21 protein-coding genes are annotated in these 24157 nt (G+C 72.5%); 9 read left to right on the plus strand and 12 right to left on the minus strand.

The features are described from left to right. Positions 1 to 120 precede the first annotated feature (120 nt). From gyrB to dnaA, 6 genes are all read right to left on the minus strand, one after another. Complete coding sequence (gyrB, locus tag ACYVO2_RS02350) at positions 121 to 2160, minus strand: DNA topoisomerase (ATP-hydrolyzing) subunit B (RefSeq protein ID WP_461005834.1); 2040 nt, start codon at positions 2158 to 2160, stop codon at positions 121 to 123. A gap of 249 nt (positions 2161 to 2409) precedes the next feature. Then, the gene (locus ACYVO2_RS02355; RefSeq protein WP_461006023.1) at positions 2410 to 3024 is read right to left on the minus strand and encodes a DciA family protein; all 615 of its coding nucleotides are present in this window, start codon (positions 3022 to 3024) and stop codon (positions 2410 to 2412) included. A gap of 68 nt (positions 3025 to 3092) precedes the next feature. Beyond that, on the minus strand, positions 3093 to 4280 hold the full coding sequence (gene recF, locus ACYVO2_RS02360) for a DNA replication/repair protein RecF (protein WP_461005835.1): 1188 nt from the start codon (positions 4278 to 4280) through the stop codon (positions 3093 to 3095). 90 nt (positions 4281 to 4370) lie between these two features. Then, positions 4371 to 5249, minus strand: coding sequence for a phosphogluconate dehydrogenase (NAD(+)-dependent, decarboxylating) (gene gnd / locus ACYVO2_RS02365; protein WP_461005836.1), 879 nt, complete (start codon positions 5247 to 5249; stop codon positions 4371 to 4373). A gap of 234 nt (positions 5250 to 5483) precedes the next feature. Further along, entirely contained in the window at positions 5484 to 6614 is a 1131-nt protein-coding gene (dnaN, locus tag ACYVO2_RS02370) for a DNA polymerase III subunit beta (RefSeq protein ID WP_461005837.1), read from the minus strand. A gap of 892 nt (positions 6615 to 7506) precedes the next feature. Further along, positions 7507 to 9456 (minus strand): chromosomal replication initiator protein DnaA, encoded by a 1950-nt coding sequence (dnaA, locus tag ACYVO2_RS02375; protein WP_461005838.1) that lies wholly within the window; start codon positions 9454 to 9456, stop codon positions 7507 to 7509. Positions 9457 to 9853: 397 nt separating this feature from the next. On the opposite strand from dnaA, the gene rpmH reads away from it, so the two are divergent. The 9 genes from rpmH (at position 9854) to ACYVO2_RS02420 (ending at position 17254) form a co-directional block, all read left to right on the plus strand. Further along, positions 9854 to 9991 carry a 50S ribosomal protein L34 gene (gene rpmH, locus ACYVO2_RS02380; RefSeq protein WP_461005839.1) on the plus strand — a complete coding sequence of 46 codons (138 nt, stop codon included), beginning with the start codon at positions 9854 to 9856 and terminating at the stop codon, positions 9989 to 9991. Between the two features lie 22 nt (positions 9992 to 10013). Further along, positions 10014 to 10412, plus strand: coding sequence for a ribonuclease P protein component (gene rnpA / locus ACYVO2_RS02385; protein ID WP_461005840.1), 399 nt, complete (start codon positions 10014 to 10016; stop codon positions 10410 to 10412). Further along, positions 10409 to 10708 carry a membrane protein insertion efficiency factor YidD gene (gene yidD / locus ACYVO2_RS02390; RefSeq protein ID WP_461005841.1) on the plus strand — a complete coding sequence of 100 codons (300 nt, stop codon included), beginning with the start codon at positions 10409 to 10411 and terminating at the stop codon, positions 10706 to 10708. Before rnpA ends, yidD begins: the two co-directional genes overlap by 4 nt. Positions 10709 to 10710: 2 nt before the next feature. Beyond that, the gene (gene yidC / locus ACYVO2_RS02395; protein WP_461005842.1) at positions 10711 to 11961 is read left to right on the plus strand and encodes a membrane protein insertase YidC; all 1251 of its coding nucleotides are present in this window, start codon (positions 10711 to 10713) and stop codon (positions 11959 to 11961) included. Between the two features lie 81 nt (positions 11962 to 12042). Then, entirely contained in the window at positions 12043 to 12579 is a 537-nt protein-coding gene (locus ACYVO2_RS02400; protein ID WP_461005843.1) for a Jag family protein, read from the plus strand. A gap of 136 nt (positions 12580 to 12715) precedes the next feature. Next, entirely contained in the window at positions 12716 to 13444 is a 729-nt protein-coding gene (gene rsmG, locus ACYVO2_RS02405) for a 16S rRNA (guanine(527)-N(7))-methyltransferase RsmG (protein WP_461005844.1), read from the plus strand. Positions 13445 to 13955: 511 nt separating this feature from the next. Continuing rightward, the gene (locus ACYVO2_RS02410) at positions 13956 to 14990 is read left to right on the plus strand and encodes a ParA family protein (RefSeq protein ID WP_461005845.1); all 1035 of its coding nucleotides are present in this window, start codon (positions 13956 to 13958) and stop codon (positions 14988 to 14990) included. Next, entirely contained in the window at positions 14987 to 16093 is a 1107-nt protein-coding gene (locus tag ACYVO2_RS02415) for a ParB/RepB/Spo0J family partition protein (RefSeq protein WP_461005846.1), read from the plus strand. Before ACYVO2_RS02410 ends, ACYVO2_RS02415 begins: the two co-directional genes overlap by 4 nt. Before the next feature lie 543 nt (positions 16094 to 16636). After that, entirely contained in the window at positions 16637 to 17254 is a 618-nt protein-coding gene (locus tag ACYVO2_RS02420; RefSeq protein WP_461005847.1) for a GNAT family N-acetyltransferase, read from the plus strand. A gap of 57 nt (positions 17255 to 17311) precedes the next feature. Here the strand turns inward: ACYVO2_RS02420 and ACYVO2_RS02425 are convergent, their stop codons facing one another. From ACYVO2_RS02425 to ACYVO2_RS02450, 6 genes are all read right to left on the minus strand, one after another. Continuing rightward, positions 17312 to 18472, minus strand: coding sequence for an N-acetylmuramoyl-L-alanine amidase (locus ACYVO2_RS02425; protein ID WP_461005848.1), 1161 nt, complete (start codon positions 18470 to 18472; stop codon positions 17312 to 17314). A 104-nt stretch (positions 18473 to 18576) separates the two neighbouring features. Beyond that, on the minus strand, positions 18577 to 18903 hold the full coding sequence (gene trxA / locus ACYVO2_RS02430) for a thioredoxin (protein WP_461005849.1): 327 nt from the start codon (positions 18901 to 18903) through the stop codon (positions 18577 to 18579). Between the two features lie 59 nt (positions 18904 to 18962). Continuing rightward, entirely contained in the window at positions 18963 to 19967 is a 1005-nt protein-coding gene (gene trxB, locus ACYVO2_RS02435; RefSeq protein WP_461005850.1) for a thioredoxin-disulfide reductase, read from the minus strand. Positions 19968 to 20131: 164 nt separating this feature from the next. Next, entirely contained in the window at positions 20132 to 21268 is a 1137-nt protein-coding gene (locus ACYVO2_RS02440; RefSeq protein ID WP_461005851.1) for a hypothetical protein, read from the minus strand. Further along, positions 21265 to 21960, minus strand: coding sequence for an RNA polymerase sigma factor SigM (gene sigM, locus ACYVO2_RS02445; protein ID WP_461005852.1), 696 nt, complete (start codon positions 21958 to 21960; stop codon positions 21265 to 21267). Before sigM ends, ACYVO2_RS02440 begins: the two co-directional genes overlap by 4 nt. Positions 21961 to 22010: 50 nt before the next feature. Next, positions 22011 to 23981, minus strand: coding sequence for a protein kinase family protein (locus tag ACYVO2_RS02450; RefSeq protein ID WP_461005853.1), 1971 nt, complete (start codon positions 23979 to 23981; stop codon positions 22011 to 22013). Between the last annotated feature and the right edge of the window lie 176 nt (positions 23982 to 24157).

The raw sequence follows: 24157 nt of genomic DNA on the forward strand, positions 1-24157 counted from the left end.
GGGCGGGACGGGCTCCGCGCGGCGGCCGGGGAGCCGCCGGGCGGGGGTGCCGTGCGCCCCGGGCGGCCCGCCCCCGCCGGCCGGGCCGGGGCGCCGCCCGGGGCGGACCCGCCGCCCCGGTCAGATGTCCAGGAAGCGGACGTCCTTGGCATTGCGCTGGATGAACTGACGCCTGGCGTCCACGTCCTCGCCCATCAGCACGGAGAACAGGTCGTCCGCCTGGGCCGCGTCGTCCAGGGTGACCTGGCCGAGCACACGGTGCTCGATGTCCATGGTGGTGATCCGCAGTTCCTCGGCGTTCATCTCGCCCAGACCCTTGAAGCGCTGGATGGAGTCGTCCCTGATGCGCTTGCCGGCCTGGCGGCCGAGCTCGATCAGGGCGTCGCGCTCGCGGTCGGAGTAGGCGTACTCGAAGTCGTCCCGGCCCCACTTGATCTTGTAGAGCGGGGGACGCGACAGGTACACGTGGCCGGCCTCGACCAGCGGGCGCATGAAGCGGAAGAGGAACGTCAGGAGCAGGGTGCTGATGTGCTGGCCGTCGACGTCGGCGTCCGCCATCAGAATGATCTTGTGGTACCGGAGCTTCGAGATGTCGAAGTCCTCGTGCACACCCGTGCCGAAGGCGGAGATCAGCGCCTGGATCTCGGTGTTCTGGAGGATCTTGTCGATCCGCGCCTTCTCCACGTTCAGGATCTTGCCGCGGATGGGCAGGATGGCCTGGTACATCGGGTTGCGGCCCGCCTTGGCGGAGCCGCCCGCGGAGTCGCCCTCGACGATGAAGATCTCGCACTTGGACGGGTCGTTGCTCTGGCAGTCGCTGAGCTTGCCCGGCAGGGACGCGGTCTCCAGCAGGCCCTTGCGGCGGGTGAGGTCGCGCGCCTTGCGGGCGGCCACCCGGGCGGTGGCGGCCTGGATGGCCTTGCGGATGATGTCCGAGGCCTCGTTCGGGTTGCGGTCCAGCCAGTCGCTGATGTGCTCGTGGGCGACCTTCTGCACGAAGGTCTTGGCCTCGGTGTTGCCGAGCTTGGTCTTGGTCTGGCCCTCGAACTGCGGCTCGCCGAGCTTGACCGAGATGATCGCGGTCAGGCCCTCGCGGATGTCCTCGCCGGTGAGGTTGTCGTCCTTCTCCCGCAGCAGCTTCTTCTCGCGCGCGTACCGGTTGATCAGACCGGTCAGCGCGGCCCGGAAGCCCTCCTCGTGAGTGCCGCCCTCATGGGTGTGGATGGTGTTCGCGAAGGAGTAGACACCCTCGGTGAACTGGGTGTTCCACTGCATGGCGATCTCCGCGGAGATCGCCTTCTCCTTGTCCTCGGCCTCGAAGTCGATGACCGTGGGGTGCACCGTCTCGCCCTTGCGGGAGTTGAGGTAGCGCACGAAGTCGGAGATGCCGCCCTCGTAGTGGTAGCGCACCGACAGCGGGCTGCCGTCCTCGTTCGCGTGGACCGGGCGCTCGTCCGTCAGGGTGATGGTCAGGCCCTTGTTGAGGAACGCCATCTCCTGGAAGCGCCGCGAGAGCGTCTCGAAGGAGTACTCGGTGGTCTCGAAGATGTCCGGGTCGGCCCAGAAGGTGACCGACGTGCCGGTCTCCGCGACCTCCTCGTTCCTGGCCAGCGGGGCCGTCGGGGCGCCGAGCTTGAAGTCCTGGGTCCAGCGGTAGCCGTCCCGCTTGACCTCCACCGAGAGCCGGGTGGACAGCGCGTTGACGACGGACACGCCCACGCCGTGCAGACCGCCGGAGACGGAGTAGCCGCCGCCGCCGAACTTGCCGCCCGCGTGCAGTACGGTGAGCACGACCTCGACGGCCGGTCTGCCCTCGCTCGGCACGATGTCCACGGGGATGCCGCGGCCGTTGTCGACGACGCGCACCGCCCCGTCGGGCAGGATCGTCACGTCGATCGTGTCCGCGTACCCGGCCATGGCCTCGTCGACGGAGTTGTCCACGACCTCCTGGACGAGGTGGTGCAGCCCGCGCTCACCGGTCGAGCCGATGTACATGCCGGGCCGCTTGCGGACCGCGTCCAGGCCCTCGAGCACGGTGATCGCGCTCGCGTCGTACGCGGACGGCGCCGGGTCGCTGGACCCGGCGGCGGACGAGGTGGTTGTGATGTTCTCGGTGGGATTGCCGGAATCGGCCACGAAGCGCCCTTTCTGGCACAGCACGGGCCGACCTTCAGGTCTTCTTCGCGACCCGGGGGCGGCCTCGTCGTTCGGCACATGGTCCACAAGCGGCGGACTGCCCTAAGTCTACCGGTACCACCGACATGGATGGGGGTTTGGCGGTACCTGGGTTCCCATGTGCCGCTCTGAACCGCCTCCGGGTAACTCCCCACACGCGGACCGGGGCGTCAGGAGGCTGAAATGGGCGCTGAAGGCTTCGGGGCGAGCACCCTCCGCAGTCGCGGTCCCGCCCTATCCGTAGGTGTCCCCCGGGCCCCTGCTCCCGGGCGCCCGCCAGCCCCCGCGCGGCCGCGGCGGACCGGACGGCCCCAGCACCTTGATGAGCCGCACGGTGCCGTGGCCGAGGTCCTGGTTCAGCCGCGCCACCAACTGCGGGGCCAGCAGGCGCAACTGCGTCGCCCAGGCCGTGGAGTCGCAGACCACGGTGAGCACCCGCTCCTGCTGGTCGTAGCCCTCCGGGCGGCAGTGCGCGGCGATCTCGGGGCCGACCAACTGCGGCCAGCGGCCCATCACCCCGCCGACCGCGGCCGGGGCCTCCCAGCCGCGCTCGGTGATCAGGCGGTTGACGGCGGCGCCCAGCGGCAGCGGGTCCCGGCCGTCGGCGCGGGCGCCGCTGCGCAGGCCGCCGCGCCTGGCCTGCCTGCGCCGCCCGGCCTCCTCGCCGCGGGCGCGGGCCCGCTCCCGCGCGGCGCGCAGGGCCACCCGGGCCAGGTCCACGCCGGACAGGGCGGGGGGCGCGGCGGCCGGGTCCCCGGGCGGCGGGGCCGGGGAGGCGGGGGAGGCGGGGCCCTGGGCCGCGGGGCCTCGGGGGGCGGGGTTCTGGGGGGCGGGCGGGAGGTGCCGCATGGGAGGGGTGCTGCTGGTGTTGCGGGGCATGGCGAACGGGTCGGACGGGTTCAGCGGGTCGGGTGGGGTCATGCGGCGCGCTCCACGGTGCCGCCCGAGACCGTGTAGCGGGCCCCCGTGAGCACCCGCGGCACGTCGTCGTCCACCGCCGCGGTGACCAGCACCTGCTCGCCCGGCGCGACCAGCTCCGCCAGGCGGTGCCTGCGCGCGGCGTCCAGCTCGGCGAACACGTCGTCCAGGATCAGCACCGGCTCCCCCGGCCGCCGCCCGCCCGCGGACTCCTCGAAGCCCTCGGGGTCCTCGGCGCGCAGCAGGTCGTACGAGGCCAGGCGCAGCGCCAGCGCGAACGACCAGGACTCGCCGTGGCTGGCGTACCCCTTGGCGGGCAGCTCGCCCAGGCGCAGCACCAGGTCGTCGCGGTGCGGGCCGACCAGGGTCAGGCCGCGCTCCAGCTCCTGGCGGCGCGCCTCGGCGAGCGCGGCGAGCACGGCCGCGCCCAGGTCCTCCCGGCCGCGCGGCGCCAGGGCGGCCAGGTCGCCGACGGACGCGCGGTACTCCAGCGCCGTCGGCCCGCCGCCGGGGGCGAGCTGCTCGTACGCCTTGTCGACCAGCGGGCCGAGCGCCGCCACCAGGTCCAGCCGGGCGGCCAGCAGCTCGGCGCCCGCCCTGGCCAAGTGCTGGTCCCACACGTCGAGGGTGGACAGGTCGGCCCGGCCTCCGGTGCTCCTGCGGGCCATGGCCGCCGACTTCAGCAGGGCGTTGCGCTGCTTGAGGACCCGCTCGTAGTCCTGGCGGACGGCCGCCATCCGCGGGGAGCGCGCGGTGACCAGCTCGTCCAGGAAGCGGCGGCGCTCCCCCGGGTCGCCCTTGACCAGCGACAGGTCCTCGGGCGCGAACAGCACGGTGCGCAGGATGCCGAGCACGTCGCGCGGGCGGACCTGCGACGAGCGGTTGATCCTGGCGCGGTTGGCCCGGCCCGGGTTGATCTCCAGCTCGACGAGGTGACGGCGCTCCGCCTCGCCCTCGCCGCGGACCACGACGCCGCGTACCACGGCGCGCTCGGCGCCGAGCCGCACCAGCGGGGCGTCGGCCGCGACCCGGTGGCTGCCCAGGGTCGCGAGGTAGCCGACGGCCTCGACCAGGTTCGTCTTGCCCTGCCCGTTCGGGCCGACGAAGGCCGTCACGCCCGGGTCGAGCGCTATCTCGGCCCGGGCGTACGACCGGAAGTCGGCGAGCGACAGATGTGAAAGGTGCATCCCTGCGGGCGGAGCCTGCCTGCTTGAGCGTGCGCGGCCCGCGCCGACCTCCTCCGCGCGGTGTGGTCCCGGTGACCTTCGCTGCCGAGGTTACTCGGCGGCGGTGACGGCGTGGCCGCCGAACTGCTTGCGCAGGGCGGCGATCATCTTCATCTGCGGGGAGTCGTCCTGCCGGGAGGAGAAGCGGGCGAACAGCGAGGCGGTGATCGCGGGCAGCGGCACCGCGTTGTCGATGGCCGCCTCGACCGTCCAGCGGCCCTCGCCGGAGTCCTCCGCGTAGCCGCGCAGCTTGCCCAGGTGCTCGTCGTCGTCCAGCGCGCGCACGGCCAGGTCGAGCAGCCAGGAGCGGATGACCGTGCCCTGCTGCCAGTTGCGGAAGACCTCACGCACGTCGGTGACGGATTCGGCGGACTCCAGCAGCTCCCAGCCCTCGGCGAGGGCCTGCATCATGGCGTACTCGATGCCGTTGTGGACCATCTTCGCGAAGTGGCCCGCGCCGACCTTGCCGGCGTGCACGGCGCCGAGCTCGCCCTCGGGCTTGAGGGCGTCGAAGATCGGCTGGACCTTGGCGACGTCCTCGGCGCGGCCGCCGTACATCAGGCCGTAGCCGTTCTCCAGGCCCCACACGCCGCCGGAGACGCCGCAGTCCACGAAGCCGATGCCCTTGGCGGCGAGCAGCTCGGCGTGCTTCTCGTCGTCGGTCCAGCGGGAGTTGCCGCCGTCCACCACGACGTCGCCGGGCGAGAGCAGCTCGGCCAGCGCCTCGACGGTGCTCTGCGTGGCATCGCCCGCCGGCACCATCACCCACACCACGCGCGGCGCCGACAGGCCGTCCACAAGCTCCTTGAGGCTGTGGACGTCGGCGAGCTCCGCGTTCCGGTCGTAGCCGATGACGGTGTGGCCGGCGCGGCGGATGCGCTCCCGCATGTTGCCGCCCATCTTGCCGAGACCGATGAGACCGAGCTCCATCACAGACCTTTCGACGTTCCGTATCAGGGGCGACGGGCCGCCGCGCCCCTCGGCCGAGCCTACGTGGCCTGCCGGGCGCGGCCCGAGGCCGGTCGGGGCGGGCTGTTCAGGCGACGGGTACCCGGCCCGGTGGCCTTCAACCGGTGGGGGGCCGGGGCGGAGCGGCGGGGCGGCCGGGGCGCGGGCAGGCCCCGGAGGGGTGTGCCGTCCGGGGCCTGGCGGGCGCGGGGCGGATCAGCCGGACAGGCGGACCGGCATGATCAGGTACTTGTAGGACTCGTCCGCCTCCGCGTCCACCGCCGGGCGGCCGCTGAGCAGGGCGGGCTTGGTGTGGGTGGTGAACGAGAGCTGCGCGACGGGCGAGTCGATCGCGCTGAGGCCGTCGAGCAGGAACGTGGGGTTGAAGGCGATGGAGATGTCGTCGCCCTCCAGGCCGCACTCGACGCGCTCGGAGGCCTGCGCGTCGTCGCTCGAGCCGGCCTCGAGGGTGACCACGCCCTGCTCGAAGCTCAGCCGGACCGGGGTGTTGCGCTCGGCGACCAGGGCGACGCGCTTGACGGCCTCCACGAAAGGCGCCGTCTCGATCACCGCGACGGAGGCGAACTCCGTCGGGAACAGGGTGCGGTACTTCGGCAGGTCGCCTTCGAGCAGCCGGGTGGTGGTGCGGCGGCCGGCGCCCTCGAAGCCGATCAGGCCCTCGCCCTCGCCGCTGTTGGCGAGCGCCAGGCTGACGGTGTCGCCCTGGGTGAGGGACTTGGCGGTGTCGAGCAGCGTCTTGGCGGGGACGAGCGCGACCGCGGACATCTCCGGGGACTCCGGCTTCCACATGAACTCGCGGACGGCGAAGCGGTAGCGGTCGGTGGCGGCCAGGGTGACGGTGTCGCCCTCGATCTCGATGCGGACGCCGGTGAGGACGGGCAGGGTGTCGTCCCGGCCGGCGGCGATGGCGACCTGGGCGACGGCGGCGGCGAAGACGTCACCGGGCACCGAGCCGGAGGCGCTGGGCATGGCGGGCAGGGACGGGTACTCGTCCACCGGCAGGGTGTGCAGGGTGAACCGGGAGCTGCCGCAGACCACGTTGACCCGGACGCCCTCGGTGGAGATCTCGACGGGGCGGTTGGGCAGGGCGCGGGAGATGTCGGCGAGCAGGCGGCCGGAGACCAGGACGGTGCCCTCGTCCTCCACGTCCGCCTCGACCTCGACGTGGGCGGAGACCTCGTAGTCGAAGCCGGACAGGCTCAGGGTGCCCTGCTGGGCCTTGAGCAGCAGGCCGGCCAGCACGGGCACCGGTGGACGGGCCGGGAGACTGCGGGCCGTCCAGGCCACTGCCTCCGCGAGGACGTCTCGCTCCACCCGGAACTTCACCGGAACCGCCTCCTGCTGTTGCTGGCCTGTCTCGTGTTCGTTGCCGGGACACAGTCTGACGCACGGCACCGACAGCGTGTGCGGCTCGGGTCAACTCGACGGAAACCGCTCCTGGCGGCTCGGACGCCGTTCGTCCACAGGCGTCGCTTCGAGCCGAATCCCCCGGGGTATCCGTGTAGTCGTAGTAATAGGGGCTGTGGATACGGTGGATAACCTGTATCCGCCCTGGTCAGGCCCGCTTTTTTATCCACCGGGCCTGTGGGTGGAGCGGTGGACAACTTGGCCTTCCCTGTGGATGAAGCCGAGGTTTTCCACAGCCATCCACAGGACGCCCTGGGTTGTCCCCAAGTCGATCCCCAGGTTCTACCCCTGTTTTCCCCAAGCCAATCGCGGCGTCGGTGTGACGCCTTTCACTCGTCCTGGCTAAAGCCTAAGTGATGTTGCCGAACAGTGGACAGAGGTGTGGAAAAGCTGTGCATAACCGGGGGTTGGCTGTGGGTTGCCGGTGGACAACTCTCCGGAGCGCGGTCCGGACCCTGCTGTGTCCACAGGCTGTGGACAACGGTTTACCACATATCCCCAGCCGATCCACCTGCGGGGACATCCCACCACACACAGGGGCTGTGGAGAGCCTCTGGACAACTCCGGCTTCCCCAGGCTGTGGACGGTGCTGGAGGCCGATTCCTGTGGACAGCGAGGGTCGGAGCCTGCGGTGTTCGAAGGACGGCTGTTCGGGTGACGACCGCACGCACCCCGGGCGCGCCGCGGGTGCCCCCCTCGGCGGGGGCGGCTCGGGGGCCGGACGCCGTTCGCGGCACACGACGAGGGGCGGTGGGCGAGGACTCCCGTCCTCGCCCACCGCCCCTCGCGGCCGTCCGCCGGGCCCTGCCGCTCAGCTCTTGATGCGGTTGGTCAGCTCCGTCACCTGGTTGTAAATGGACCGCCGCTCCGCCATCAGCGTGCGGATCTTGCGGTCGGCGTGCATCACCGTGGTGTGGTCGCGGCTGCCGAACTGGGCGCCGATCTTCGGCAGCGACAGGTCCGTCAGCTCCCGGCACAGGTACATCGCGATCTGCCGCGCCGTGACGATGACCCGGCTGCGCGAGGGACCGCACAGGTCCTCCACGGTCAGCCCGAAGTAGGAGGCGGTGGACGCCATGATGGTCGCCGCCGTGATCTCCGGACCGGTGTCGTCGCCGCCGGGCATCAGGTCCCGCAGCACCTGCTCGGTGAGCTGGAGGTCCACCGGCTGCCGGTTGAGGCTGGCGAACGCCGTGACCCGGATCAGCGCACCCTCCAGCTCCCGGATGTTGCGGGAGATCCGGGACGCGATGAACTCCAGCACCTCCGGCGGCGCGTTCAACTGCTCCTGGATCGCCTTCTTGCGCAGGATCGCGATCCGGGTCTCCAGCTCGGGCGGCTGCACATCGGTGATCAGCCCCCACTCGAACCGGTTGCGCAGCCGGTCCTCCAGCGTGACCAACTGCTTGGGCGGCCGGTCCGAGGAGATCACGATCTGCTTGTTGGCGTTGTGCAGCGTGTTGAAGGTGTGGAAGAACTCCTCCTGGGTCTGCTCCTTGGTCTCCAGGAACTGGATGTCGTCCACCAGCAGGATGTCCATGTCCCGGTACCGCTTGCGGAAGCCGTCCGCCTTGCCGTCCCGGATCGAGTTGATGAACTCGTTGGTGAACTCCTCGGAGCTGACGTACCGCACCCGCGTGCCCTCGTAGAGGCTGCGGGCGTAGTGCCCGATCGCGTGCAGCAGGTGCGTCTTGCCCAGGCCGGACTCGCCGTAGATGAACAGCGGGTTGTACGCCTTGGCGGGCGCCTCGGCCACGGCCACGGCCGCCGCGTGCGCGAAGCGGTTGCTGGCGCCGATGACGAAGGTGTCGAACAGGTACTTGGGGTTCAGGCGGGCCGCGGGCTCCCCCGGGCCCTGCGCCGGGCCGGGCTGGGCGGCCAGCGGGTGGGGGGCGCCGCTGGGCGCGGGCCGGTCGGGGCGGCCGGTCCTGGCCGCGGGCAGCGGCGGGCGCTCCCCGTCGTCGCCGGGCCCGGACGGCCTGGGCAGCACGGGACGGTCGTCGCCGCCGCGCTGGGCGGGCAGGCCGGGCAGCTCCTGCGCCCGCGGTCCGCGGCGCTCGTCGTGCTCGGGGCGGGCCGGGCCCCGGTGGGCGGGGCCCTCGTCGGACGGGTCCGGCCAGTCGCCGCGCGGGGCGTAGGCGTCGTGGTCGGGGTAGCCCAGCCGCGGCTGCTGCCAGTCCTCGGTGCGGTCGCGCCGCTCCGGCACGCCGGAGCGCGCGGGCTCGTCCGGGTGGCCGGACGGGCGGCGCGGCGCGGGGCCCTCGCCCGCGGGGCCGTCCCCGTAGCCGCCGTCGTACCCGGCGCCGTCGTACCCCGCCGCGTCGTAGCCGCCCCAGGCGCCGGCGGGGCGCGGCTCCTGGTGGGGCTCGGCCGGCGGGCGGACGGGCCTGACCTGGGGTGCGGGCGCGGGTGCCGGGGCGGGCGGCGTCGCGCCCGCCGACGGGTCCACGGTCACCGCGATCCGGATCGGCCGGCCGAACTCGCGGCTCAGCTCCTCGGTGATCTGCTTGAGCAGACGGCCCTCCAGGACCGCCTTGGCGAACTCGTTCGGCACGGCGAGCAGCGCGGTGTCCGACACGAGCGCGAGCGCCTGGCTGGTGCGCAGCCAGCGTCTGTCCTTCGCCTCCACGCCGTCGTCGCCGGTCAGCCGGTCCACGACCCTGGTCCACCCTGCGGCAAGATCGGCGGTTACGTCAGCCACAGTGCACGCTCTCTCGCTTGGGGGTCGGGCTCGCTCGGGCTGCCCGCGGACACTTCGCATGGGATTCCCGCACGTCGGAAGGGGTGCCGTGGTGGTGCGGGCGAGACAAGTGAAGTCCAGCAACGGTAGTCAGCACCCGCTGCCGCCCTCAAGTCGTTGTCCACAGGCTGTGTACAACTCTGCCACGGCGTCCGGGCGGCCTGTCGCGGGGCCGGACGGGGGGAGCGCCGGTTTGACCGGATGGCGTAGCGCCGCGTACCGTGACCAGGTCGAGTTGTCGATGGCTGCTGCCGCATGCCTCCGATGGGCAGGGTCGCACAGCGCAGTGGACGCCTCCGGCGCCGCTCGCGGCGATCGTGAAGCGGTACACCACTGAGGCGTATCGCGAGTCATCTCGTGGGCGCACGGTGACAGCCAGGCGACGCCCCGCCACCACGATTCATTCTGGAGCCCACGAGTGAGCAAGCGCACCTTCCAGCCGAACAACCGCCGCCGCGCGAAGACCCACGGCTTCCGGCTGCGCATGCGCACCCGCGCCGGTCGCGCCATCCTTACGGCCCGCCGCAGCAAGGGCCGCGCACGTCTGTCCGCCTGACCTTCACCGATCAGGTCATGCCGTGCTGCCCACCGAGAACCGGCTGAGGCGGCGCCAGGACTTCGCGACCGCGGTACGCCGGGGACGCCGGGCCGGCCGCCCGCACCTGGTAGTTCACCTCAGTAGCGGCAGCCCGCCCGCAAGGGACAACAGGGACCCGCACGCGGAAGGGGGATCGCCTCCCCCCGCGCGTGCGGGTTTCGTCGTCGGCAAGGCCGTGGGCAAGGCGGTCCAGCGCAACCTGGTCAAACGCAGGCTGCGCCACCTCGTGCGGGAACGGCTGCCCCTCTTGCCGCCCGGTAGCCTGATAGTCGTACGGGCGCTGCCCGGCGCGAGCACAGCGGATCATGCCGCGCTGGCGCGAGACCTTGACGCCGCGCTTCAGCGGCTGCTGCCTGCCAAGGCAGGAGGGGCGAGATGAAGTACCCGCTGCTCGGGCTGATCAAGTTGTACCAGTGGATCGTCAGTCCGCTGCTCGGGCCCGTGTGCAAGTACTACCCCTCGTGTTCCCACTACGGGTATCAGGCGATCGATCTGCACGGCGCGGTGAAGGGGACGGCGCTGACCGTCTGGCGGATCCTGCGCTGCAATCCCTGGTCGGCCGGAGGGGTGGACCACGTGCCACCGCGCAAGCGGCCACCGATCTTCCGGCGCGCCACGAACCGTGGAGCCGACGACCGTAGTCCGGCGCCCGCGCCCAAGCCCCAAGGAGCCTGACCGTGGGTCTGTTGAACCCGCTCTACGACGCAGTGTCGTGGATCATCGTCCAGTTCCACACGCTGTACAGCAAGATCTTCGATCCCGACAGCGGGTGGGCATGGGGCCTGTCCATCGTCTCGCTCGTGATCGTGATCCGGATCTGCCTGATCCCGCTCTTCGTGAAGCAGATCAAGGCGACCCGGAACATGCAGGCGCTCCAGCCGAAGATGAAGGCCATCCAGGAGCGCTACAAGAGCGACCGGCAGCGCCAGTCCGAAGAGATGATGAAGCTGTACAAGGAGACGGGCACCAACCCGTTCTCCTCGTGCCTGCCGATCCTGGTGCAGTCTCCGTTCTTCTTCGCGCTGTACCACGTGCTGACGCGGATCGCCAACGGTCACCGCGTCGGTGTCATCGACGACCCGGACATGATCACCAGCGCCCGTGAGGCGCACATCTTCGGCGCCCCGATCGCGTCGAAGTTCATGGACAGCCAGGCGAAGCTCAACGACTTCAACGCCACGCTGACCGACGTCCGGATCGTCACGGTCGTCATGATCGTCCTGATGTCGCTGTCGCAGTTCATCACGCAGCGGCAGCTCATGACCAAGAACGTCAACCTGACGGTGAAGACGCCGTTCATGCAGCAGCAGAAGATGCTGATGTACGTCTTCCCGATCATGTTCGCGGTCTTCGGCATCAACTTCCCCGTGGGTGTGCTCGTCTACTGGTTGACCACGAACGCGTGGACCATGTGCCAGCAGCTCTTCGTCATCCGGCGCAACCCCACCCCGGGCAGCAAGGCGTTCGAGGAGCGGCAGGAGCGGCTGAAGGCCAAGGGCAAGATGCTCGACCCGAAGACCGGCAAGGTCGTGCCGCTCCAGGAGCCCGCCGCCGTCGCGGCCACCGCCTCGGCCGGCGCCCCGGTGCGGCGGCAGCAACCCAAGCGGCAGCCGAAGGCCAAGCGCCAGCAGGGCGGCGCCGCGGGAGCGAAGCCCCAGCCCGGCGCTCCGGCCAAGCCGGATCTGACCAAGGGCTCCTCGGTCGACGACAACGGCAGGGCCGAAGGGTCCGCGGAGGACGCCGCGCCCGACGGCCCCGAGGACACCCCGCCGCAGCCGCGGGACCGGTCCGGCGGGTCCCGGCCCAGGGGGCAGTCCGGCCAGCCCGGGCGCACCCAGCAGGGCGGTCAGCAGCGCAAGGGCGGCGGCAAGGGCCGCAAGGGCGGCAAGCCCCGGCCGTCGACGAACTCCCGGTCCACCAAGAAGTAGCCCGCACCACCCGGCCGCCGCGGCACCCGTGCCCGCACCGGACCCACGACCCGCACCAGAACATCCTGAAGGAGTCCATCCGTGACGGAAGGCACCACCCCCACCGCCGAGGGCACTGTCTCCGCCCCCGCCGAAGGCGACAGCCTGACCAGGCTCGAGCAGGAAGGGGAGATCGCGGCGGACTACCTCGAGGGACTGCTGGACATCGCCGACCTCGACGGTGACATCGACATGGACGTCGAGGGCGACCGCGCGTCCGTCTCGATCGTCGTGCCCGAGCCGGGGGCCGGGCGCGAGCTCCAGAAGCTGGTCGGCAGGGAGGGCGAGGTCCTGGAGGCGCTCCAGGAGCTCACCCGCCTGGCCGTGCACCGGGAGACCGGTGACCGCAGCCGCCTGATGCTGGACATCGCCGGCTACCGCGCGCGCAAGCGGGCGGAGCTCGCCGAGCTGGGCGCCAAGGCGGCCGAGGAGGCCAAGGGCACCGGGCAGCCGGTGAAGCTGCGCCCGATGACGCCGTTCGAGCGCAAGGTCGTGCACGACGCGGTGGCCGCGGCCGGGCTGCGCAGCGAGTCCGAGGGCGAGGAGCCGCAGCGCCGGGTGGTCGTGCTCCCGGTGTGACGGTCCGCGTCCGTGTCATGCCCGACCGGCCCCGCCTGCTCCCGGCAGGCGGGGCCGGTCCTTTGTCGCCAGGCTGGGAGAATGGGCTCGGTACCGCAGGGTCCGGGTGCCAGGGGCCGATGGGAAGGATGATTCCGTGGTGGACGCAGGGGAGCTTCCGGCGGCGCCGGAGCAGGCGCGGGCGGTCTTCGGCGAGCGCTTCGCGCAGGCCATGCGCTACGCGGAGCTCCTGGCGGACACGGGGGTGCGGCGCGGGCTCATCGGTCCCCGCGAGGTGCCGCGGCTGTGGGAGCGCCATCTGGTGAACTGCGCGGTGCTGTCGGAGGTGGTCCCGGAGAACGTCTCCGTGTGCGATGTCGGCTCCGGCGCCGGGCTGCCGGGCATCCCTCTGGCGCTCACCCGGCCGGATCTGCGGATCACCCTGCTGGAGCCGCTGCTGCGGCGCACGAACTTCCTCCAGGAGGTCGTGGTCGAGCTGGGCCTGGAGAACGTGACGGTGGCGCGGGGCCGGGCCGAGGAGATGATCGGCAAGCTGCCGCCCGTTGATGTGGTGACCGCGCGCGCCGTGGCGCCGCTGGACCGTCTGGCGGGCTGGGGACTGCCGCTGCTGCGCCCGCACGGGGAGATGCTGGCCCTGAAGGGTGAGACCGCCGAGGAGGAGCTCAAGACCTCCCGGGACGCCCTGCACAAGCTGGGCGCGGTGGAGTGGTCCGTGGTCCGGGTGGGGGCCGGGGCGGCGGATCCGCCGGCGACCGTGGTGCGTGTCCTGGTGGGGGAGAGCCCCGGTGGTGTGCGCGCGGGGGCCCGCAGGGCGAAGGCGGTACGGGCGAACCGCGCGACGAGGGGTGGACGGCGCAGGCGCTGAGCGCCGCCCGTCCGGCGTCCGCCACATTGGAGCAAATGGGGCAGAACGCGTAAACGGAGTGTCGCTTGGCAAAAGGTGCATCACTCCGGGCATCGTGTTTCACGTGAAACGTCGCTCGCTACTGCCTGGAATCCTCAGCCGCGGTCGCGCTGCGGCCGCACGCTCGAATCGGTCACCCGAACGAGCTAATCCCCCGGGCTCGGCCGTCCACAGGGAGCCCTCCTCCCCGGCAGGTCACGGGTCCCCCGAGGGCGTCGCGGTCCCGGGACCGGCGAACCCTCGGGGCGCCGTCAACTCCCCGGCTGTCAACCCCGGAACGGGGGACAACCCTGCCGGAGAGGTGGTTTCCCTCACGGAAGGCAGAACCGCTGTAGTTTCTGGTGCCAAAGACATGGCAGGCTCTGTACCCCGTGAGTCTGTATCGCGCGAGCCCGTGTGGCGCGAGTCCGTAGCGGGTGAGTCCGTAACGCGTGAGTCCGAAGCCCCTGAGAGTGCACCGGAGAGTGAACCCTTGCGGTCCGAAGCCAATATCTCGGGTCCGGTGGCTGAGCCGGTACCCGCTCCTCGGAGCGAATCGACGGAGACACCCCATCTGATGGACGACACCCCGATCGGCCGGGCGGCCCAGCTCGCCGTCGAGGCGATGGGCCGGGCCGGGCAGGGTCTGCCCCGTCCGGAGCAGACCCGTGTCATCGTCGTCGCCAACCAGAAGGGCGGGGTGGGCAAGACCACGACGACGGTCAACCTCGCCGCCTCGCTGGCCCTGCACGGGGCCCGGGTGCTGGTGGTGGACCTCGACCCGCAGGGGAACGCCTCCACCGCGCTCGGCATCGACCACCACGCCGAGGTGCCGTCCATCTACGACGTGCTGGTGGAGAGCAAGCCGCTCGCGGACGTGGTGCAGCCGGTGCCCGATGTGGAGGGGCTGTTCTGCGCGCCCGCCACCATCGACCTGGCCGGCGCGGAGATCGAGCTGGTCTCCCTGGTGGCCCGGGAGAGCAGGCTCCAGCGTGCCATCCAGTCCTACGAGCAGCCGCTGGACTACATCCTCATCGACTGCCCGCCCTCCCTGGGGCTGCTGACGGTCAACGCCCTGGTGGCCGGGGTGGAGGTGCTCATCCCGATCCAGTGCGAGTATTACGCGCTGGAGGGCCTCGGCCAGTTGCTGCGGAACGTGGAACTCGTCCGCGGGCACCTCAACCCCCGGCTCCACGTCTCGACCATCCTGCTCACCATGTACGACGCCCGCACCAGGCTCGCCTCCCAGGTGGCGCAGGAGGTGCGCAGCCACTTCGGCAACGAGGTCCTCCGCACCGCCATCCCCCGCTCGGTGCGGATCTCCGAGGCGCCCAGCTACGGGCAGACCGTGCTGACCTACGACCCGGGTTCGGCGGGCGCCCTCTCCTACTTCGAGGCGGCCCGGGAAATCGCGCTACGCGGGATGCCGCAGAATCAGTCGGGTCAGGATCTCTCCGTCCACTACGACGGACGGCACACACACTCGACCAGCCAGCAGCACAGCAGCGCCTCGGAGGGGATGCAGTGAGCGAGCGACGCAGGGGACTCGGACGCGGCCTCGGAGCCCTGATTCCCCCGGCGCCGGACGGTTCGGCGGGCGGTGGGACGGCGACGGTGACCGCGCCCGGCGCCGCCTCGCCGACGGCGGTTCCGGTACTCACCCCGGAGCGCGGGGTGGCGGTGGCCAGCCTGGCCGCGCTGCCGGACGCCGGCGCCGCCGATGTTTCACGTGAAACCGGCGCCCGGGAGGTGCCCGGTGCCGAGTTCGCCGAGCTTCCGCTCGACACCATCTCGGCCAACCCCCGCCAGCCCCGTACGGTCTTCGACGACGAGGCGCTCGAGGAGCTCGTCCACTCCATCAAGGAGGTGGGCCTGCTCCAGCCGGTCGTGGTGCGGCGCACCGGGCCGGAGTCCTATGAGCTCATCATGGGCGAGCGCCGGTGCCGGGCGAGCCGGCTGGCGGGCCTGGAGCGGATCCCCGCGATCATCCGGGCCACCGAGGACGACAAGCTGCTCCTGGACGCCCTCCTGGAGAACCTCCACCGGGTCCAGCTCAACCCGCTGGAAGAGGCCGCCGCCTACGATCAGCTCCTGCGGGACTTCTCCTGCACCCACGACCAGCTCGCCGACCGGATCGGGCGCTCGCGTCCGCATGTGACCAACACGCTGCGGCTGCTGAAGCTCTCCCCGCAGGTGCAGCGCCGGGTGGCCGCCGGAGTGCTCTCCGCCGGGCACGCCCGTGCGCTGCTGAAGATCCAGGACCCGGAGGAGCAGGACCGGCTCGCGCGGCGGATCGTCGCCGAAGGGCTCTCGGTCCGCTCCGCCGAGGAGGTCGTGGACCTGATGTCGGAGGAGGACCGGCCCGCTCCGCGCCGACCTCGGGGGCCCCGGGCGGGCAGGCGGCTGTCCCCCGCGCTCACCGAACTGGGGGAGCGGCTCTCGGACCGCTTCGAGACCCGGGTGAAGGTGGACCTGGGCCAGAAGAAGGGCAAGATCGTCGTGGAGTTCGCCTCGGTGGAGGACCTGGAGCGGATCCTCAGCACGATGGCGCCCGGCGAGGGCAAGGTCCTCCAGCGGAGCCTCCACGAGGTCACCGAGGAGACCGAGGAGACGGAGCGGCCGGAGGGCTGAGCGGGACGGGGCTGTGGGCCGACGGGACCGGCCCTTGGTCCGAATGAGGGGCGCTGTTTCACGTGAAACAGCGCCCCTCCTCGTTTGGCGGTATCCGGTGGGAGGGGTCCTGGGGGACGGGTGCGTTCGGGTGAGGTGCGGGCGGCGCTCGTGTGATCGTCCTGTCGGAGTGCCGTTCCATGAACCCGCGGATACCATGCGCACAGGGATGGCGGGTCCACCGTGGAGGACGACCATGCGATCACTGAGTCGCGGCGGAGCGGGACAGTGGCCACGCGGAGCCCTGGTGGCCACGGGCCTCGGACTGGGAGCGGTGGGGGGATTCATCGGCAGCCTGGTCCATGGGCGAAGGGGCGCGTTCCTCGCCGTCCGGGGTACGGCCCTGGCTCAGCGGGTCCCGGAGGGGCCCGGAGCGTACGCGCCCGGCACATGGGAGCCCGGCGCGCAGGGGTCCGGCGCGCAGGGGTCCGGTACGCAGGGGTCCGGTACGCAGGAGTCCGGCAGGGAGAAGGCCGGCGTCGGCGGAGTGAGGTCGTAGCGCAGATGGGGCGTCGTCTTGTTCCGCTGACCCTGGACAACCTCACCGACCTCCCCAAGCGCTGCCGCCGTTGCGTCTTCTGGGAGTTGGACCCGGTCAGCGGTGAGGCCGCGGTGCAGGCGGGGGCGCCCGAGCTGGAGAAGGAAGCCTGGATCTCGGCGGTGCTGCTGGAGTGGGGCTCCTGCGGCCGGGTGGTGTACGTGGACGATGTGCCGGCGGGGTTCGTGCTCTACGCTCCCCCGGCCTATGTCCCGCGGTCCACCGCGTTCCCGACCAGCCCGGTGTCGCCGGACGCCGTGCAGTTGATGACCGCGCGGATCCTGCCCGGGTTCCAGGGGCAGGGGCTGGGCCGGGTGATGGTGCAGACGGTCGCCAAGGATCTGGTGCGGCGTGGGTTCCGGGCCATCGAGGCGTTCGGGGACACTCGATGGGAGGAGCCCGCCTGCGTGCTGCCCGCGGACCATCTGCTGGCCGTGGGCTTCAAGACGGTGCGACCGCATCCGCGGTTCCCCCGGCTGCGGCTGGAGCTGCGGACGACGATCTCCTGGAAGGAGGACGTCGAGGTGGCGCTGGAGCGGTTGCTGGGCGCGGTCCAGAAGGACCCTGCGTTCCGGCCCGTCTGAGAAAGCGGTCCCCCGTCCGGACGACGCCGCTGTTTCACGTGAAACGCTGCCCGTCCCTCAGTCGGCCGCGATGGCCGGCAGGCGCAGCATCCCTGTGGGCGCGTCGTCCTCCGGTGGGAGGTAGAGCCGTTGGAGGGCCACGGCGACGGCCTCCACGATGCGTGCCTGGAAGCCGGGTGCGGCCAGTCGGGCGGCGTCGTCCGGGTTGGTGAGATAGCCCACCTCCAGCCGGACCGCGGGCATCCGGGTGGTGCGCAGCAGGGTCCAGGTCTTGCCGTGGCTGCGGTTGTCACCGAGTCCGCAGCGGGCCACCATCTCCCGGCGGGCCAGATCGGCGAAGGTGCGACCGGTGTGGGACCAGCGGCCGTGCCGGTCGTAGCCGTAGTAGTAGGCGGCGACTCCGTGGGCGCTGGGGTTGGGGTGGCTGTCGGCGTGCAGGGAGATGGCGAGGTCGGCCTCCGTGGAGTTCGCGAACGCGGCGCGCTCGGCCTCGCCGCTCCCGGTGTTCCGGCCGCGGGTGAGGTAGGTGCGCACCCCGAGGGCGGTCAGGCGGCCCTCCAGTCGGGCGGCCAGCTCCCACATCAGCTCGGCCTCGGTGCGGCCGTCGGCCGTGGCCCCCGGGTCGTCGCCGCCGTGCCCCGGGTCCAGGACGAGCACCTTGCCCGCCAGGGAGGGACCGGAGTCGCGCAGCAGCTCGGCCTCGCGCATCACATGGGGATGGCCGCCGACGACGGTCCTGGCGAGCCGGCCCAGCACGGTGAAGGTGGCCGGGCCGCAGGTGCCGTCCGGGATCAGCCCGGTGTTGCGCTGGAACTCGCGCACGGCCTGCTCGGTGAGCGGGCCGAAGATGCCGTCCACCGGTCCGGGCACGAACCCCATCTCCAGCAGGCGCTGTTGGAGCCGGGCCACGTCGTCACCGACCATGGGGTGGCTGACGTGATGGGTGAGCAGCCGGTCGCCGAGTCTCCAGCGGGCCTCGTCCAGATGCCGGTAGGTCTCCGGCCCCACGACGCCGTCCGCGGTGAGCGCCCGGTCCTGTTGGAAGTGGCGCACGGCCCCCTCCATGGCGGCGTCGAACGGCGCGTCCGGGCCGGCCTCCTCGGTGGTGGCGGGGAGCAGGCCCAGGGCGGTGAGCCTGGACCTGATGTCGGCCACGGCGGGGCCGGTGTCCCCGCGCTTCCAGAGAAAGGGCGCTGTGGTGGGCGGCTGCTGGGTCACGTGCCCGATGGTAGGCAGAACGCCCGCTGTTTCACGTGAAACGCCACAGAGGCGGCCTGTCCCGGTGGGACGGGCCGCCTCTGTGCGCGGTGAGTCGGGGCCGGTCAGATGAAGTCGGCCAGGTCCCGCTCGATGGCGCCCTTGGGCTTGGCGCCGACGATGGTCTTCACGACCTCGCCGCCCTGGTAGACGTTCATGGTCGGGATCGACATGATGCCGTACTTCGCGGCGGTCTCGGGGTTCTCGTCGATGTTCAGCTTGGCGATGGTGATGGAGTCGCCGTGCTCCGCGGCGATCGCCTCGAGGGCCGGGGCGATCATCTTGCACGGGCCGCACCACTCGGCCCAGAAGTCGACCAGCACGGGCTTGTCGCTCTTGAGCACCAGCTCTTCGAAGTCGGCGTCGGTCACGATCTTGGTGGCACCGGCCACGGCAGTCTCCTTGGTGGGGTGTTGGCTGGGTCTGGAAGTCCGCGGGTGAGGGGCGACGGTCAGACGACCGCGGTGTCCCCCGCCTCGGCGGTGGTCAGCTCGGGCTCACGGGTGTGCTCGCTGTGCTCGCCGTCGGCGAGCGCGGCCAGGTAGCGCTCGGCGTCCAGCGCCGCCGCGCAGCCCGTGCCCGCGGCGGTGATGGCCTGGCGGTAGGTGTGGTCCACGACGTCGCCCGCGCCGAAGACCCCGGGGATGTTGGTGCGCGTCGTGGGGGACTCCACCTTCAGGTAGCCCTCGTCGTCCAGGTCGAGCTGGCCCTTGACCAGCTCGGTGCGCGGGTCGTGGCCGATCGCGATGAACAGGCCGGTGGTCGCGAGTTCGGAGGTCTCACCGGTGTTCACGTTCCGCAGGGTCAGCCCGGTCAGCTTGCTCTCGCCGTGGATCTCCGCGACCTCGCTGTTCCACACGAAGCGGATCTTCTCGTCGGCGAAGGCGCGGTCCTGCATCGCCTTGGAGGCGCGCAGGGTGTCCCGGCGGTGGATCACGGTGACGGACTTGGCGAAGCGGGAGAGGAAGGTGGCCTCCTCCATGGCGGTGTCGCCGCCGCCGACCACGGCGATGTCCTGCTCACGGAAGAAGAAGCCGTCGCAGGTGGCGCACCACGACACGCCGCGGCCCGACAGCTCGTCCTCGCGGGGCAGGCCGAGCTTGCGGTGCTGGGAGCCGGTGGCGACGATCACGGCCCTGGCCCGGTGCACGGTGCCGGAGGAGTCGGTGACGGACTTCACCGGCCCGTCGAGCTGCACGGACTCGATGTCGTCCGCGACCAGCTCCGCGCCGAACCGCTCGGCCTGGGCCCGCATGCTGTCCATCAGGTCCGGGCCCATGATGCCCTCGCGGAAGCCGGGGAAGTTCTCCACCTCGGTGGTGTTCATGAGCGCGCCGCCCGCGGTGACCGAGCCTTCGAAGACCAGCGGATTGAGGGCAGCGCGCGCGGTGTAGAGCGCTGCCGTGTACCCCGCCGGTCCGGAACCAATGATGATCACGTTACGGACGTCGCTCACGATTGTTTCCCTGTCTGCCGGCTGGTGTGGTCGTCTGTGTCGTGGGAGCTGCTATCCCGCCTAACGGATACTAAAGGGCGGGCATTCCCGGGGCTTTCCATGACGCGGAGCGGATGCCCGCGCCCGGCGGGGACGGCCGGGCCGGACAGGGAACGGCGGGCGGCTCAGGGGCGGGTGACCGTGCGCTCCAGCAGGACACGCCCCGGACGGCCGGAGGGGTCGGACTCGCAGGAGGAGTCCACCAGGAACACCCGCACCCGCCGCTCGTCGCCCCGCTCGGACAGGACCACCACGCCCACCTGCCGGCCCTCGTAGGCACCCAGGTCGGTGGCGAGCGGCGTCTCGCCGGGCCGGTCGGTGGCGCCCAGCACGCAGGCGGGCAGCCCGGGGCCGGGGGCGGCCGGGTCGGGGGCCTGCTCCGCGGCCATGGGGCTGCTCTGGCGGCGCAGGTCCTGGCCGGAGTCCGCCCGCGGCGCAGCCAGCAGCTCGCGCACCCGGGTGTCCACGGTGGCGTCGGTGTAGACGGCGGGCCCCGCCGCGGTGGCCTCGGCGGCCTCGTCCTTGGCGGCGGCTCCCGCGTCGCCGCCGCCGCCGGAGCCGTTCTGCGACGCCAGCCCCACGAAGAGGGTGCCGAAGCCGACCAGGGCGGCCGCGCAGGCGGCGGCGAGCAGGGCGGACCGCCCGCGGGTCCGCCGCTGGGGGCGGCCGGGGCGGCCGGGGCCGCCGCGGGGGCCGCGGGCGGGGCCGGTGGGCGCGGCACGGTGCGCGGCGGACGCGGGGGCGGGCTCGTCGCCGTCCCGGCCGGGCGGGACGGGGCCCGCGGCCGGCCCGGTGGCTGTCCTGTGGGCGGCTCGCGGCCCGGCGTCGGCGTCCGGCTCCCGGCCCGTGCCCGGCCCCGTGTCCGGGATGGCCGAGTGCGGGGCCGCCGAGTGCGGGACCGCCGTGTCCGAGGCGGTGTCGTCCGGTACGGCTCTGGCCGGGGCGGCCCGGCCACGGGACTGCTGGGCGGGCAGCGCGGGCGCCGCGGGGGCGCCGGCGGACAGCAGGGCCTCGGCGGCGAGCGCCGCATCGATGCGGCCCGCGACGTCGGCCGGCATGCGGGGCGGGCCCGGCAGCCTGCCGAGCAGACCCCGGATCTCGTCGAGGGACTCGCGCACGTCCGCGCAGACCGGGCAGTGCGTGAGGTGGTCGCGCACCCGCACGGAGGGGCCCGCGGGCAGGATGCCCTCGGCGAGGGCGGAGATCTCCGCGACCTCCGGGTGCCACTCGTCGGCGCCTGCGGAGTCCGGACCGGCGTTCACGATGTCCCACCTCCGCCCTGTTCCGGCTGTCGTGCTGCCGTCGGTGTGACGGATGCGCTGCCCGTCGGGTTCCTTCCCCCTCGCGCGGCACCGCTATCCACGCCGGAGCCATCGGTGTGCACGGAGCGCAGATGGGACAGGGCGGGCAGCAACCGGGCCCGCCCGCGGGCGCAGCGGCTCTTCACCGTACCCGTGGGGACGCCGAGGATCTCCGCGGCCTCGGCGACCGCGTACCCCTGCATGTCCACCAGCACCAGCGCGGCCCGCTGCTCGGGCGGCAGGGCGGCGAGCGCGGTCATCAGCTCCGCGTGCAGCTCGCCGCGCTCGGCCGGGGCCTCGGCCGACTCGTGCGGTTCGAGCAGCTCCTCGAAGCGGTCGGAGTCGGACACCGGCGAGGTGCGGCGGGAGTCGGCCTTGCGCAGGCGGTCCAGGCAGGCGTTGACGGTGATCCGGTGCAGCCAGGTGCTCACGGCGGACTGGCCCCGGAAGGAGGCGGCGGCGCGGAAGGCGGAGACCAGCGCGTCCTGGACGGCGTCGGCGGCCTCCTCGCGGTCGCCGAGCGTGCGCAGCGCCACCGCCCACAGCCGGTCGCGGTGGCGCCGGACGATCTCGCCGAAGGCGTCGGAGTCCCCCGCCACGTGCCGGGCCAGCAGCTCGCGGTCGCCCACCGCGTCCGCGACGCCGTCCACCACTCGCCCTCCCCTGGTCCCGGCCCTGGCCTCGTCCGACGCGCCGCGCCGGGTCAGTCCTTGATGCCGGTGAACGAGACGTTCGTTATCCCCTGCTTGTAGCCGGGGTTGCTGAACTCGTCCTGCGGGGCGTGGGGCATCGCGGTGAGCCAGACGAGGACGTACTGGGTCTTCACCGGCTTGTCCAGCCTGAACGTCGCCGAGGCGCCGGTGACCTTCTGGGTGCCGAGCTTGTCCATGGACGACAGCGCCGCGGTCATGGAGTCCGCGGCGTACAGGTGCACGGTGGTGTGGGGGCCGCCGTACTGGAAGGTGATCTCCGCCGCGTTCACCTCGCGCTCGGCGCCGAGGTTGTAGATGACCCCCCGGCCGTCGACGATCTTCGCGTCGGGGCCGTCCAGGTAGCTCTTGGTGCGCCAGTAGGAGCCCTTGTCGCCGTCGTAGCTCAGCTCCGCTTCCTCGGGGTTGTCCGGGTCGCCGTCGGTCGCGTACTCCTGGCCGCTCATGATGCCCAGCGGGACGGTCCTGGGCCCGTTGTCGTTCTCCTTCGGCTCATTGCCGGAGTTGGCCTTCACCGAGGGGTCCTTCTCCTCGTTCGACCCCCCGTTGTTGAAGACCGTGGTGGCGATCTGCCAACTGCCCAGGCCCAGGGCGACGATGAGCAGGGCGGAGACCGCCCACTTCAGGACGCGGCCGGTGCGGCCCGGCAGGGTGGGCGGAACGGGCTCCAGCCGCGGGGCGGGGCCGGGGGCGGCGGAGACCGGGGTGCGGGCGGGGGGCTGGCGGTAGGAGCCGCCCGCGTAGCCCGGCTGGCGGTACTCGGGCAGCTCGGGCTCCGGCGGGCGGATCTTCGGCAGCTTCGCCGCCGCCCGGACCAGGTCCTCCGGGGTGGTGCAGGGCTGCTCGTGCCGGGTCGCGGTGGCGCCGTCGTTGACCAGCGCCCGCATGGCCAGCTCGCCCAGGCCCCGGTGCACCCCGGCGCGCACCTGGTCGGGCGGGACGAGGCCGAGGTCGCTGGGCAGGCCCGCCAGACCGTAGGCGCCGTCCGGGCCGGGCCAGCGGTGGGTGAGGGCGGCGTACAGCAGGGCGCCGATGGCCCGGGTGTCCTCCCGCTGCGGCTCCTGGGCCTCGCAGCCGCTCAGCGCCGCGGCCACGGCCAGGCCGCGGATGCGGAACTGGCCGTCCTCGGTGCACAGCACGGAGTGCGGGGTGAGCTGAAGGTGGAACAGGCCCTCGCGGTGGGCGGCGGCCATCGCGGCGGAGATCTGGCGGACCATCTGGTCGGCCTGGTACGGCTCCAGGGGGCCCGCGGCGAGCACCGCGGTCAGCTCCGTGGCGTCCGGCAGCCACTCGTGGACCACATAGGTGAACTGCTTCTCCTCGACGGCGTCGAGGACCTGGACGAACCGGGGGTCGCCGAGCAGCGCCGCCGACCTGGCGGCGGCCAGGACCCGCTTGGCGCGGGGGTGGCCCGACGCCATGACGTGGACGCCGACGGCGCGGCGGAGCATCTCGTCGACGGCCCGCCAACTGCTGTAGCCGTCGGCGCGGGTCAGGCACTCCTCGAGGCGGTAGCGGCGGGCGAGCTTGTGGCCGCTGTGCAGCTCGGGGGCCTCGGTGGGCGGGGGCGGCGGCGCGGGTTCGGGCGCGGGGGCGGGGGTGCCGGGGGGAGCGGCTTCCGCGGCGGCGGCGGGGGGCTCGGGGGAGGCGGGGGCGTCCGCGGCCGGTGCGGGCGGCTCGGGGGCTGCCGGGGTGTCAGGGGCGGCCTTCCCGGCGTTCACCGGGGTCACCGCGCCGCCGTCCGCGCCGGGCCTCACCGCCGCACCGCCGTCCGGCCCGGCCCCGTCGGGGCCGGGCCCGTCAGGGCCGCCCCCGTCGACGTCCTCGCCGTCGACCTGGGCCTCATCGACCGTGGCTCCGGGGGCCGCCGCCCCGTTGACCGCGGGGCGAGGGGTCGCCGTCCCGTCGAGCGCTGCTCCACTCTCGTCGGCCACGTCGATGGCAGCCGTGCTCCGATCCGCCACCGTCGCTCCTGCCTCCCCATTCGTTTGGCGCGTCCACCGATAACAAAAAGGCGTCCGAAGGCAATTGTGCCCACTGACGGCCACTGTGCACGACTCACGAGGAGCCCGGATGGTTGCGCCGCGGTTCGGACTCGCTCACACCGTCCGCAAAAATACCTGGTCAGCGCGGTGGCTGA

This window comes from Streptomyces capparidis (genome assembly GCF_054782095.1).

Coding starts and splice junctions, on each gene's coding strand:
- gnd (WP_461005836.1), bottom strand. CDS start 5,249: ATGGAGCTCGGTCTCATCGGTCTCGGCAAGATGGGCGGCAACATGCGG.
- dnaA (WP_461005838.1), bottom strand. CDS start 9,456: ATGCGAAGTGTCCGCGGGCAGCCCGAGCGAGCCCGACCCCCAAGCGAG.
- ACYVO2_RS02355 (WP_461006023.1), bottom strand. CDS start 3,024: ATGCGGCACCTCCCGCCCGCCCCCCAGAACCCCGCCCCCCGAGGCCCC.
- yidD (WP_461005841.1), top strand. CDS start 10,409: ATGAAGTACCCGCTGCTCGGGCTGATCAAGTTGTACCAGTGGATCGTC.
- recF (WP_461005835.1), bottom strand. CDS start 4,280: ATGCACCTTTCACATCTGTCGCTCGCCGACTTCCGGTCGTACGCCCGG.
- ACYVO2_RS02420 (WP_461005847.1), top strand. CDS start 16,637: ATGGGGCGTCGTCTTGTTCCGCTGACCCTGGACAACCTCACCGACCTC.